This is a genomic window from Granulicella rosea (genome assembly GCF_900188085.1).
GTDB lineage: Bacteria > Acidobacteriota > Terriglobia > Terriglobales > Acidobacteriaceae > Edaphobacter > Edaphobacter rosea.
In genome coordinates, this window is the sequence record NZ_FZOU01000015.1 from 42,466 (window position 1) to 55,215 (window position 12,750).

General features: G+C 59.7%; 8 protein-coding genes. 5 read left to right on the forward strand and 3 right to left on the reverse strand.

Annotation, left to right across the window (positions count from 1 at the left end; genetic code table 11):
• Positions 1-9 precede the first annotated feature (9 nt).
• Positions 10-1,518, reverse strand: coding sequence for a hypothetical protein (locus CHB87_RS21160; protein ID WP_089410451.1), 1,509 nt, complete (start codon positions 1,516-1,518; stop codon positions 10-12).
• A 111-nt stretch (positions 1,519-1,629) separates the two neighbouring features.
• Between CHB87_RS21160 and CHB87_RS21165 the strand changes: the two genes are divergently transcribed.
• Both CHB87_RS21165 and CHB87_RS21170 read left to right on the forward strand, forming a co-directional pair.
• The gene (locus CHB87_RS21165) at positions 1,630-3,552 is read left to right on the forward strand and encodes an acyltransferase family protein (RefSeq protein ID WP_176441913.1); all 1,923 of its coding nucleotides are present in this window, start codon (positions 1,630-1,632) and stop codon (positions 3,550-3,552) included.
• A complete protein-coding gene (locus CHB87_RS21170; protein WP_089410453.1) occupies positions 3,549-4,946 on the forward strand; it encodes a lipopolysaccharide biosynthesis protein in 1,398 nt (465 codons plus the stop codon). Before CHB87_RS21165 ends, CHB87_RS21170 begins: the two co-directional genes overlap by 4 nt.
• Positions 4,947-5,138: 192 nt before the next feature.
• On the opposite strand, the gene CHB87_RS21175 is transcribed toward CHB87_RS21170, so the two are convergent.
• Together CHB87_RS21175 and gmd are read right to left on the reverse strand one after the other, a co-directional pair.
• The gene (locus tag CHB87_RS21175) at positions 5,139-6,110 is read right to left on the reverse strand and encodes a GDP-L-fucose synthase family protein (RefSeq protein WP_281252380.1); all 972 of its coding nucleotides are present in this window, start codon (positions 6,108-6,110) and stop codon (positions 5,139-5,141) included.
• A gap of 142 nt (positions 6,111-6,252) precedes the next feature.
• The gene (gene gmd, locus CHB87_RS21180) at positions 6,253-7,338 is read right to left on the reverse strand and encodes a GDP-mannose 4,6-dehydratase (RefSeq protein WP_089410455.1); all 1,086 of its coding nucleotides are present in this window, start codon (positions 7,336-7,338) and stop codon (positions 6,253-6,255) included.
• Between the two features lie 358 nt (positions 7,339-7,696).
• Between gmd and CHB87_RS21185 the strand changes: the two genes are divergently transcribed.
• The 3 genes from CHB87_RS21185 to CHB87_RS21195 all read left to right on the forward strand — a co-directional run bounded on the left by CHB87_RS21185 (position 7,697) and on the right by CHB87_RS21195 (position 12,178).
• Positions 7,697-8,275, forward strand: coding sequence for a putative colanic acid biosynthesis acetyltransferase (locus CHB87_RS21185; RefSeq protein WP_089410456.1), 579 nt, complete (start codon positions 7,697-7,699; stop codon positions 8,273-8,275).
• 106 nt (positions 8,276-8,381) lie between these two features.
• Positions 8,382-9,623 (forward strand): glycosyltransferase WbuB, encoded by a 1,242-nt coding sequence (locus CHB87_RS21190; protein WP_089410457.1) that lies wholly within the window; start codon positions 8,382-8,384, stop codon positions 9,621-9,623.
• 368 nt (positions 9,624-9,991) lie between these two features.
• The gene (locus tag CHB87_RS21195) at positions 9,992-12,178 is read left to right on the forward strand and encodes a TonB-dependent receptor plug domain-containing protein (RefSeq protein ID WP_089410458.1); all 2,187 of its coding nucleotides are present in this window, start codon (positions 9,992-9,994) and stop codon (positions 12,176-12,178) included.
• The last annotated feature ends 572 nt before the right edge of the window (positions 12,179-12,750 follow it).

Consider the following 12,750-nt stretch of genomic DNA (forward strand, 5'->3'; position numbering starts at 1 on the left):
CATCGAAGCTCAGGGGCGAGCGGGCAAAGGCTCGTCTTGCCTTGAGGCCTCACTTCCGGCAGGCATCGCGAAGTTATTCCCCTCGCCCAGAAGAAGCACATGCTGAAAGTAAGGATCGCTGAAATCCTTCAGGTTGATCTGCACCTTCCCATCGGCGTCGCGAACGTGATTGCGCTCCAGCTCGACGACGAAGCGGCCACCGCGCTCGTTCGGCGACCGCCCCGCGCCCAGATCGAGGTTCAGGCCGTTCTCTCCTGCTGGAGATAGGACATCGTTTCCGATGAGCGTATAGGAACACACGCCTGTATGCCGGATCGTCCCACGCACAATGATATTGTCCCTGATGATCGACTCCACCGCCTGATGGTTGGGCGATGGAGCCTGCCACGTACAGATATCCAATATCCCGGCCGCGCCGATCACCTGATTGCCTACAATGATGTTCTGGCCGCCGCTGGGAATGAAGCGGTTCTGAATGACGCCGGCCATAATCAGGATCGTGCCGTACCGTCCGCTCTCCGAGATATGGTTTCGGCTGACCGAGCTGTCGTACGAGCCGACTAGTTGAATCGCCGCCACATCGATCGAATCCGAGCCATACATCGGATCGACTTCTGTAATTTTGTTGTCGTCTATCTCGGCACTTACACAGACCTCGCAGTGAAGCGCCTGCCGGACGCGGCGAACGGTATTGTGGACGATCGAGATACGGTCTTGCGCGTGGATCGGAACATCTGCATACGGGCCTTCCCCCGCCACTCCAATGCCGATCCCCTGGTTGACCAGCTTTCCATGCACGAGGTCGATCCTGTTGTCGGCAATGGAAAGCTGGCCGTCTCCGTAGCCGATGTTCCACTCGATGGCGTCGCCGCTCAGATCGAAGAACTGGTTATGGTGTATCTCGGCGAATTGCACGGTGTGCGCCGCAGTGGAGCTGTCTCGCAGGATGCCGAACTGAACCTTGCTGAAGTAGACGTCATGGATATCGAGCGTGCTGATGCCCTCTGCGGTCGGAGCGATCAGAATCGCTTCGTTGAGTTGTTTGTCGCCGTCGCTGACAAATCGTATTCCCGAGATGGTGACCCGGCCCTGTTGCACCCTGATGCCGAAGACATGGCCGCTGCCATCGTCCGTCATGCCGATGGAGCCGGTTCCCGATGCGGTCAGATCGCCCAGTGCGTTCAGTCTGCCGCCGGCGCCTTTGAGCGCGCCATCGAGCGTGAGTTGCGTAGCGGAAGGGAGCCGTAGTTCGCCATGAATGGACAGGGTGCAGTTGACTGGAATATAGACACGCTGGCCTGTGCGGGCGCCCGCATCGAATGTCGCCTGCAGCGCCCTGGTATCGTCTGCCTTGCCATCGCATGCAGCGCCATGATCTCTCGGAGACTCTGCGGCCGAAACCCCGATTTCAGTTGTGGCTGAAGGCAGCTTCGGCAATCCGCTGGCATAGATCGCTTCGCAGGCCATGCAGAGCATGGAAGCTGCGCAGAAGAAGCTGTGGCGAACGCTTGCACGCATCGTGCTGCACCTCATGGTCCTTCTCAGTGTAATCTCGCGTGGCGATGAGACCGGGTTTCGCCGGTATGTCTTTGAGACGCAGGCGTTAAGCCCGTTTGGTATATTTGTACTGTGCCTCCCACTCACTCCCTCAGATACCGTCCCGATATAGATGGGCTACGAGCGATTGCGGTACTATCCGTCATTGCGTTCCATATCCAGTTTGTGTTCGCTCCCGGCGGCTATGTTGGAGTCGATATCTTCTTCGTGATATCGGGGTATCTCATTACTTCGATTCTCGTTCGCGATATCTCGAACGGTCGCTTCAGTCTTTCCACCTTCTACGAACGACGCTGCCGCCGCATCCTGCCGCCGCTCGTCGTCGTTCTGCTGGGAACGATCGCACTGGCATACATCTATCTGCTGCCGGTCGATCTGATCGACTATGCGAAGTCGCTCTGCGCGACCGTCTTTTCCGCCTCCAATATCTATTTCTGGACCAAGGAAAGTTACTTCTCCGCTTCGGGGCCCTTGCTCCATACCTGGTCCCTGTCGGTCGAAGAGCAGTTTTACGTCGTCTTCCCGCTGTTCCTGGCGACTGTCTATCGCTATAAGCGCGATTGGATGGCCCGTGCCATCGTCGTGGTCGCGATCCTTTCCTTCTGTCTCAGCGTTTACAGTCAGTACCGCTGGCCGACGACGAACTTCTATATGCCGACGACCCGTGCATGGGAGTTGATGGTCGGTTCCATCGTTGCCCTGCGGGCCTTTCCTCACCCGGAAAAGCCGTTGACCAGAGCCATGATTGCCGCGCTCGGCCTTGCCTCCATGCTGGTGCCGATCCTGACGTATACCGCGGCCACGCCTTTTCCGGGATTGGCGGCGCTTCCGCCTTGCCTCGGTGCCGCGCTGGTCATCATCAGCGGCGAAGGCGAAAAGCCGACATGGCTGGGGTCGATTCTCTCGCTGCGCCCGATCGTCTTTGTCGGCAGCATCTCGTACTCTCTGTATCTTGTGCATTGGCCATTGATTATCTTTGGCGAAGATGGCTTCCTCCACTTCGTCAGCCTGTCGCACCGGGTCAACCTGCTGATCTTCATTGCAACATGTCTCGCGCTGGCCTCTCTGATGTACTACTTCGTCGAGAACCCGTTCCGCGCGAAGAAGATACTCGGCAGCAAGCCCAGCATCCTGATCGCCAGCGGCATCGGAATCGCCGCGATTGCGGCGGTCGGCCTCTCCATGCTGGCTCTCCACGGCATGGCGTCCCGGTATCCGCCGGAGGCGCTCAAGATCGCGCGTTGGTATCGCGACCCAAGCGAGATTGCGCAGTTCCGCCAGGGAACCTGCTTTGTCGCGTTCCCGGAGCCTTACTCGGAGTACTCCCCGGCGACCTGCCTCCACCTTGATCCGCAGCGCAAGAATGTTTTGCTGATGGGCGACAGTCACGCTGCGGCGGCCTGGGCCGCGCTCTCGGCCGACATTGCGCCTGCCAATCTGCTGCAGGCCACTGCCTCCAACTGCAAGCCGTTTCTGCTGAAAGGCGCACGCACCGACTGCGCACAACTGATGGCGTATGTCTTCGGGCAGTTTCTACCTAGGAATAAGGTTGACGCGATCGTCGTGACCGCGCGCTGGAAGGACTCCGACCTCGTCGAACTGGCGCATCTGGCGGACTGGGCGCACAAGAACAATACGCCGCTCATCGTGCTCGGTCCGGCGGTGGAGTATGACGCGCCTCTGCCGGTCCTGCTGGCATACGGCATTCGCGCCCACGATGCCGGCCTGGCCAATAAACACCGGATCACCCTGATCGATGGATTGGACAAACAGATGCAGACGGACGCCGCAAACCTCTGGCACGTGCCCTATATCTCTTTGGTAAATGCGACGTGTACAGCCGGCACGTGCGTCGAAACGGTGCCCGAACACGGTGCGGCCGGGGGGGACTCCGTTCCCATGCTGTTCGATCACGATCACTATACCCAAACCGGTGCCGCCTATATCTTCGCCTGCCTGCGCCAGAGCGGGCAGCTCGACGCCGTGCCGCGATGATCCAGAAGATCAAAAGATCGCTCGCCAACCTGACGCTTAAGCCCTTCGACACCTCGACCGAGGACGGGCGGGCGCGGGAGCGGATGCGCCGTGTGTTTCTCACCTCGCTGGCCTCTGGCGTCTCGAAGGTCATCAGCGTCGGCGGCACGCTGGTCTCGGTGCCGTTCACGCTGCGCTATCTCGGGCCGGAGCTCTACGGCGTATGGATGGTGCTGGTCTCGATCATCGGCGCCATGAGCTTTGCCGACCTCGGCATCGGCAACGGCCTGATGAACGCAGTCGCCGACGCCAGTGGCAAGGACGACCGCGTGGCACTCGAAGAGGCCATCTCCAGCGCCTTCTTTCTGATGCTGATCATTGCAGGGTCGCTTACGCTGATCGGCGTGGTCGCCTACCCATTCCTGCCCTGGCCGCGGCTCTTCAACGTGCGCCCCGACCTGGCCGTGCAGGGCGCGCATGCCTTCGTCGTGCTCTACGCCTTCTTTGTCGCCAATATTCCCCTGGGCGTCATTCTGAGAATCCAGTCGGGACTGCAGCAGGGCTATCTTTCGAACATCGTCGCCGCAGCGGGCAGCGCACTCGGACTCATCCTGCTCTTCGTCGTCATCGTCCTGCACGGCAGCCTGTCATGGCTGGTCTTCGCCTCAAGCTGCGGCATCGTCGTCGCTACGCTGATCAACGGTTATCTGCTCTTTCGCGAGATGCCCTGGCTTCTGCCCCGGTGGGCGACGTATCACGGCACGACGTCGCGGCGGTTACTGCAAAGCGGCCTGATGTTTTTCATCCTGCAGACCGCCGTTGCGCTGAGCTATACCTCGGACAATATCGTCATCGCGCAGGTCAAGGGCGCGGCCGCAGTCGCCGTGTATTCGGTTCCGCAGAAGCTCTTTGCCGTCATTTCCATGCTTATCTCCATGGTGCTTCTACCGTTATGGCCGGCGTATGGTGAGGCGGCCTCGCGTGGAGACGTAGGCTGGGTACGGAGTACCTTTCTCAATTCTCTGAAGACGGCTTTTACGTTCTCCGCGCTCGCTGGCACGTTCTTTGTACTGATCGGTCCATGGCTGCTGAAGCATACCGTCGGCCGCGAGGTTCATCCCTCGATCGCGCTTTTAATCGCTCTTGCCGTCTGGAGCGTCATCGCCTCGATCTCCTCCTGCTTCTCCATGCTGCTGAACGGGGCAGGTGTGCTGAAGGTACAGTCGATCGTCGCCATCTTTGTCAGCCTCGCAAACCTGGGGCTTTCCATCTACTTCACGCGCCGATTCGGCATCATCGGCGTCTGCCTGGGCTCCATCCTCACTCAACTGATCATCACGCTGCCGATCCAGAGTGTCCTGATTCGCAACCTGTTGCGCGATATGCGGATCAAGACGGTTGCGGCCAGTTCCTAGGGAACTTCTGAATAAGCCCGTGTTTTGAAACGGCGGGACTTCAGTCCCGCCGCAAATCATTCGGAATGAATGCGGCTTTAGCGCTTTAGCTGCCGAGGGAATGCTGGTCACTTGATCAGAACTACCCTAGCTAGAACAGAAGGCCTGCCGCGATCTCTCGGCGGCAGGCCTTTTGCAGCAAATCACACAGCGTTAGAGGAAGGTCTTCGCCAGCTCCCAGGTTCGGCCGATGCCTTCTTCGAGACCGACCTTGTGATGCCAGCCCAGATCGTGCAGACGGGTGACATCCATCAGTTTGCGCGGCGTTCCGTCCGGCTTGGTCGTGTCGAAGACCAGCTCGCCCTCAAAGCCCAGCACCTTCGAGACGACCTCCGCCAGCTCGCGGATGGTGACGTCTTCACCGGTTCCGATGTTGATCAGCGGGGGACCGTCTTCGTTCATCAGGCTGCCGAACTTCGTTTCGTCCAGATTCATCAGGAAGATGCACGCCTCGGCCAGATCGTCCGAGTACAACAGTTCGCGGCGCGGCGTGCCTGTGCCCCAGACCGTGATGTCCTTCGCGCCTGCGGCCTTGGCCTCGGCTGTCTTGCGGATCAGCGCCGGCAGCACGTGCGAGTTTTTCAGATCGAAGTTGTCGCCCGGACCGTACAGGTTAGTCGGCATCGCCGCCAGGTACTTCGTGCCGTACTGACGGTTGTAGCTCCAGCACATCTCGATGCCGGCGATCTTGGCCAGCGCATACGGACGGTTGGTCGGCTCAAGCGGACCGGTCAGCAGGCAGGTCTCCGGCATCGGCTGGGGCGCCATCTTCGGATAGATACAGGAAGATCCGAGGAAGAGCAGACGTGTCACATCGACGTCGCGGCTGGACTCGATGATGTTGGTCTGGATCGTCAGATTGTCGCGAATGAAGTCCGCCGGATAGGTGTTGTTAGCGAGAATGCCGCCGACCTTCGCTGCGGCGAGGAAGACGTACTCCGGCTTCTCATCGGCGAAGAACTTCGCGACCGCCTCATGGTCGAGCAGGTCGAGCTCGGTCCGTGTGCGCGTAAGAATGTTGGTGTAGCCCTGTGCGGTGAGGCCGCGATGAATCGCCGAACCGACAAGACCACGGTGGCCGGCGATGTAGATGCGCGCGTCCAGGGGCATGAAATGGGAAGACATAGCTCACTCCGTTCGATCATGGGATGTTGCAGGGAGGCGCAAAGACGCAAACGGCGCACCCGAAGGCATCCAGCTTGGTCGCTCTTCTGACTTGAAGCGCAGCCTGGGGCGGCAGAAATCGCCGCCCCAGGCTGCCGAGGTGCTAGGTCTCGCGAACGTTGTACGCCTTGTAGCCATGCTTGATGACCAGGGCGTCGCGCTCGGCGGCGGCCAGATCGCTCGCAACCATCTCCTTGACGAGTTCGTCGAAGCTGGTGCGGGGAACCCAGCCGAGCTCGGTCTTCGCCTTGGTCGGATCGCCCAGCAGGGTCTCGACCTCGGTCGGGCGGAAGTAGCGCGGATCGACGGCGACGACAACCTTGCCATCCTTGTCCACGGCCTTCTCGTCCACACCAGTGCCAGACCAGGTCAGGTCCAGCTCCAGCAGCTCGCAGCAGCGCTGGATGAACTCGCGCACGCTGTACTGCACGCCGGTCGCGATGACGTAATCGACGGGCTTCTCCTGCTGCAGCATCATCCACTGCATCTCGACGTAGTCGCGGGCATGACCCCAGTCGCGGCGAGCATCCAGGTTACCCATGAAGAGGTTTTCCTGAAGGCCGACCTTGATGCGCGACAGACCGCGCGTGATCTTGCGGGTGACGAAGGTCTCGCCGCGCAGCGGGCTCTCATGGTTGAAGAGCGTACCGTTGCAGGCGAACATGCCGTAGGCCTCGCGGTAGTTGACCACGATCCAGAAGCCGTACATCTTGGCGACGGCGTAGGGCGAACGCGGATAGAAGGGAGTCGTCTCCTTCTGCGGGATCTCCTGCACCAGACCGTAAAGCTCTGAAGTCGACGCCTGGTAGAACTTCGTCTTCTTCTCGAGGCCGAGGATGCGGATGGCCTCCAGCAGACGAAGCACGCCGAGCGCGTCCGAGTTCGCCGTGTACTCCGGCTCTTCGAACGAGACCTGCACATGCGACTGCGCGGCCAGGTTATAGACCTCGTCCGGCTGAACCTTCTGCATGATGTGGATCAGCGACGTCGAGTCCGTCATATCTCCGTAATGCAGAAAGAACTTAGGATTCGGGTTATGCGGATCCTCATAGATGTGGTCGATACGCGCCGTGTTGAAGAGCGAGGTGCGACGCTTGATACCGTGAACCTCATACCCCTTCTTGAGGAGAAATTCCGCCAGATACGCGCCGTCCTGCCCGGTCACTCCCGTGATCAATGCCTTCTTCAAAACGCACTCTCCTGCCCGAGATTCAAATTCAGATGATTTGTACTAGGTTACCTTGTTCTGAGATTTTGGTGCATATAGAAACGCACATCTAAATCCCAACCAGCCGGAGATGTCAACCGGCACAACACTCGGTACTATAAACCAATCCACCTCTTTCCACACGCTCCAATCGAGATTGGAGCCGAGGGCGAAGGTGAGTTTACTTTTTTGTCGTGAAAACAGCGAAGGCTTGTTCTACGTTCACTTTACGGCAGCATCCGGGGAAACTCAATATCCCTCTTGGTGGGCAGGCACATACCTCCCACATGAGAGCATTGGAATACACAACCTCGAAAAGAGATCGCGTAGGATAGAGACCATGCATGATTCAGGAGGCCAACGGCGATACCAGGACCTGTCTCGGTTTACCGTACCGGCGAACTTCCGAGGCAAGCCAGCGTGGTTCGTTCAGATCTGGTGGATCGTTCAGACGCTTCTGTTTCATCCTTCGCCGCAGGGAATGTATGGCTGGAGAGCGTTTCTGCTTCGGGCCTTTGGCGCGAAGATCGGCAAGAATGTCATCATTCGACCGTCCGTTTCGATCGTTTACCCATGGAATCTCAGCATCGGCGACTATGCCTGGGTCGGAGACGAGACTGTACTTTACACACTCGGCCGTATCTCGATCGGCAATCACGCCGTCGTCTCGCAGCGAAGCTACCTCTGCGCCGGCAGTCACGATTCGACCAAAATCGACTTCACCATCACCAACGAACCTATTTCGATCGAGGACGAATGCTGGATCGCCTCCGATGTGTTCGTCTGTCCGGGAGTAAATATAGGATTTGGTACCATCGTTGCAGCGCGGAGCACCGTAACACGAAGTCTTCCCAGCGACTCGATCGCCATGGGTTCGCCGGCCAGGGTGGTAGCTCCACGGAAACCGAGCCACCAGTAAGCGTTCTTGCTCCTCCATCGCAAACGTATGAGAACGATGAGTTTATGATGGGGCCTGGCGAAGGCGTGTCCGTCCTGCGCGGTAAAGATTCGATCTAAGGGATAAAGTGCGCATTCTCATTTACGGCTTAAATTACTCGCCCGAACTCACTGGCATCGGTAAGTACTCGGGTGAGATGGGTGAGTGGCTAATCGAACGCGGACATGAGGTTCGTGTCGTGACGGCGCCGCCGTACTATCCCGCGTGGAAGGTCTGGGACGACTATCTTCCCAACCGGTACCGCACGGAAAAAGGCGCCAACAACTCCGTCGTCTACCGTTGCCCCATTTATGTTCCCGCAGTGCCGACCGGCATGCGCCGCATGGCCCATCTGCTCTCGTTCATGTTGAGCAGTCTTCCCGTGCTTGGCAAGCTCGCCACCTGGGAACCGGATATCGTCATCACGGTTGAGCCGACCTTCTTCTGCGCTCCCATCGCCCTGCTCTTCGCCGCCTTCGGCAAGAGCGCCTCCTGGCTTCACATCCAGGACTTTGAGGTCGATGCGGCCTTCGATCTCGGTCTGCTGCCCGCCGAGGGCTTTCTGCATTGGTTAGCGCTTGAACTCGAAGACTTCTTTACGCATACGTTTTCGCGCGTCTCCAGCATCTCCAGGAAGATGGTGGAGCGCGCCGTGATCAAAGGCGTCGATCCCGCCAACGCCGTGCTCTTTCCCAACTGGGTCGACACCGATTTCATCCACCCACTCACCGGCCCCAACTCGTTTCGCAGGGAGCTGAGGCTGGACGATAAGATCGTTCTTCTTTACTCCGGCAACCTGGGTAACAAGCAGGGTCTCGAGATCCTCGATCCGCTCTGCCAGTCCTTCAAGGACAATGACCGCGTCCACTTCCTCATCTGTGGCGATGGCGCGCTGCGTCCCCATCTTGAAGAGCTTGCAGGCCGGCAGACCAACATCACACTGCTTCCGCTGCAGCCCCTCGACAGGCTGAACGAGCTGCTGAACGCCGCAGACATCCATTTACTGCCACAGCGCGCCGGCGCCGCCGACCTGGTCATGCCTTCCAAGCTGACGGGGATGCTGTCCAGCGGCCGCCCTGTCGTCGCCACCGCCGTCCCGGACACTCAGGTGGCGTACATCATCGCGGGAGACAAGGGACACGCTCCGGCCGGTCTGATCGTCAACCCAGACGATGCCGTCGCCTTCCAGGGTGCGATCCAGAAGCTCATCGACGACCCGGAACTTCGCGCCACCCTTGGCGCCGCGGGCAGAGCATTTGCCGTCGATCAACTGGGCAAGACGGCCATCCTGCTTCGCTTCGAACAAAGCCTGTTGGAGCTGCGCGCGTAAGCTGTATCGATTTCGGTCAGCCGTCTTTCGCTATCCACTACCCACCACAAACGCTCATCATCCCGACCGAAGCAGCGGACAGTTTTCATCGTTCGCCACGCTCAGGAGGATGAGCGTTTGTGGCTGTATCTATTCGCTACGCCACCCTTCGAAAGCCTCCATCTCCAGCGTGAGGACCATCCGAAAACAGGGCATTTTAGCCCCTGCTGGACGCCCTGCGCTACACGCTGGTAATGCGTCCGCGAAGGCCTGTGTACGAATGTGGCAGCGGGCCCGGTACTTTGGTGTGGCACGTTACTGTCCGCCTCCCCCAGCCCAAAAGTCGACGCCGATGAACGCCCTGAGCACGGTGCTCAAGGAGAGTTCGTATGAAGATCAAAGGGTCGCAGAAGGCAGTAACGGTTGCGGTTTGTGGGTTGGCGATGGCGGCAGTATCGAGCGTTTCGCGCGCTCAGCAGATGACGGCATTGACGCTTCCGAATGCGCTGCCAACGGCCACAAGCACCTCGCCGCTGCCCGATGCTCCGATGCCGGCGGTCAAGTCCGCCGAGCCCGTCGCTCCGCGTGAGAGCGTGATGCAGAACATCGATGTGAGCGTTCGCGACGATGTCCATGCACAGTCGCCGGACGAGGGCGTGGCCCTCCATGCGACCGCCCAGGAGGTCAGCCTCGCGGCCGGTGCCTACAACGACGTTCCGCGCTACCTCCAGACCATGCCCGGCGTCTCCTTCGACACCGATGCGCGCAACACCTACCTGGTGAATGGCGGCAACGCGATGGAGAACACCTTCGTCCTCGACGGCGTCGAGATGCCGAACATCAACCACATCAGCACCAACGGCTCCTCTGGCGGATTCGTCTCCGTCATCGATACGAGCGCCATCTCCGACATCACCCTGCACAAGCAGCTTTATGGTTCGGAGTACGGCGGAACCCTGTCCTCGGTGCTCGATATGCACACGCGTGTGCCCGAGAGCGACCAGCGTCACGGCGAGCTCGACCTGGGCTATGCCGGCTCCGGCTTCGTGCTCGAGCAGCCCATCGGCCGCATCGGTTCGACTCTGACCCAGTATCGCCACAGCATCGTGAACTATCTCACCAATGACATCGGTCTCGACGGTGTGCCGGATTACCACAGCATTCTTTCGACCTCGACCATTGCGCTCAGCGACCGCGACACCATCAAGACGCTCTATCTCTCGTCGGGCGACACGCTGAACATCTCGCCGAACACCGAGGACCCGGATGACCCAAACATTCTGAACACGCGCTTCGGCGGCAACCGCAGCACCGGCGCCGTGACCTGGCACCGCGCGGAGAAGAACGGCGGCAGCGATCTGCAGCTCAACTACTCCAGCGTGACCAGCACCACCAGCCAGACCAGCGCCTATAACAACGATGCGCCGGTCTACAGCGATCGCCTGAACGAGACGCCCATCACGATGAAGTACGACGCCTATCTCGAGACGAGCCGCGTTCACGTACAGGGCGGCTTCACCTGGAGCCATCACAGCATTGACTACAACATCAACCAGGCGCAGGGCTTCCCGACGCCGTACAGCCAGGATCCGACCCCGGTCGACGCCTCGAACACCTCCTACAACGGCGCTCCACACAACTATGCCGTGTACGGTGAAGGCACCGTGCGTGCGGTCGGCAAGCTGGAGCTACAGGCAGGCCTGCGCGGCGAGCACTGGGGCATCAACAACTCCGCCGCCTGGATGCCGCGTGCCGGCGCCAAGCTCGGCCTGGGCAAGCGCTCGTTCCTCTTCGGCGGCATCGGCAGCTACAGCCAGATGCCCTCGCTTCCGATCATGCTCGGCTACGCCTCGAACATCGGCCTGAAGCCGATGCGCAACGTGCAGACGCAGTTCGGCTTCAGCGCGATCGACAGGTTCGGCGGCCACTTCATGACCACCGTTTACACCCGCCGCTACTCCGACTATCCCGTCTCCACGCAGTTCACCTCGCTCAGCCTGGCCGACATGGTCGACTCCTTCGGACAGCCGTACCTCTACATGCCGATGGTGAGCGCGGGCCGCGGCAAGGTGCTCGGCTTTGAAGCCCAGTACGAGACGAACATGAAGCGCCGCGTCTTCGCGCAGGTCAACCTCACCTCGCGCTCGGTGCAGCACACCGCTCTCGATGGCGTCTGGCGCCGCGCGAACTACGACATGCCGATCCTTGGGAACCTGCTGGGCGGCGTACGCCTCAGCCGCCGCCAGGTCCTGACCGGACGCTACAGCTACCACTCCGGCACGCCGTATACGCCGTTCCTGCTCGACGAGTCGTACAACCAGCAACGCGAGATCTACGACCTGTCGCAGGTCAACGCAATGCGCGGAACCAGCTACGCCCGCATGGACCTTCGCTATGAGATCAACCTGCCCGTGCGCCACAAGAACCTGAAGATCTACTCCGGCATGGAGAACGTGCTGGGACGCAGCAACTTCTACCAGTACGTGATGCTGCACGATGCATACTGGGGCCACACGCCCTACGCTCTGACCCAGATGGGACGCTACATGGACGGCGGTATGTCCTGGAGCTTCTAAGGCGCAATACCCGTCGAACGGAGAAAGCCAGAGGCCGAAGCCTCTGGCTTTCTTTATTGAGCCGGGGCAAAAGATGGGTTTTGACGCAAGCGGCCAAGCATGTGGAGGCTACCCTTTACAAGACGAGGCTAAGCCTTCGACATCACATCAATATCTCTTTGATATAAGTGCAATATCTTTTAGCGCATAGAGTCTCAACGAACCATATGAGGCGGAAAGCAAATGCAACGGCAGCCCGCATCGATGGACTGAAGCACTTGCTAAGGATAAGTGGCGTGCCTGAACGCAGACGCACAAAGCCCCCTGCAGCATTCGTGTAGGGGATGAAGACGGCCTCGGCCTGAGCGCCGTCCTCGATGTCCTTGATCCAGCCGACGACCTTATAGGTCTGGTTGCGGACGAGGACGGACTTGCCGACGGATTTTCGTCGCCTTGGCGGCAGACTATTGTTGCTTTTTCCTCTGCGCTCGACACCTTTTTCCAATAAGATAAGGCGCTATGAGCATAGAAGCAGGTTCCGGGATCCGGTTTGCGCCGGTGATTTTGGCTGGCGGCAGTGGGACGAGGTTCTG

Bases quoted from the DNA above. Each gene is read 5' to 3' on its own strand.
- CHB87_RS21160 (WP_089410451.1), bottom strand. From the start codon at position 1,518: ATGCGTGCAAGCGTTCGCCACAGCTTCTTCTGCGCAGCTTCCATGCTC.
- CHB87_RS21170 (WP_089410453.1), top strand. From the start codon at position 3,549: ATGATCCAGAAGATCAAAAGATCGCTCGCCAACCTGACGCTTAAGCCC.
- CHB87_RS21175 (WP_281252380.1), bottom strand. From the start codon at position 6,110: ATGTCTTCCCATTTCATGCCCCTGGACGCGCGCATCTACATCGCCGGC.
- CHB87_RS21185 (WP_089410456.1), top strand. From the start codon at position 7,697: ATGCATGATTCAGGAGGCCAACGGCGATACCAGGACCTGTCTCGGTTT.
- CHB87_RS21195 (WP_089410458.1), top strand. From the start codon at position 9,992: ATGAAGATCAAAGGGTCGCAGAAGGCAGTAACGGTTGCGGTTTGTGGG.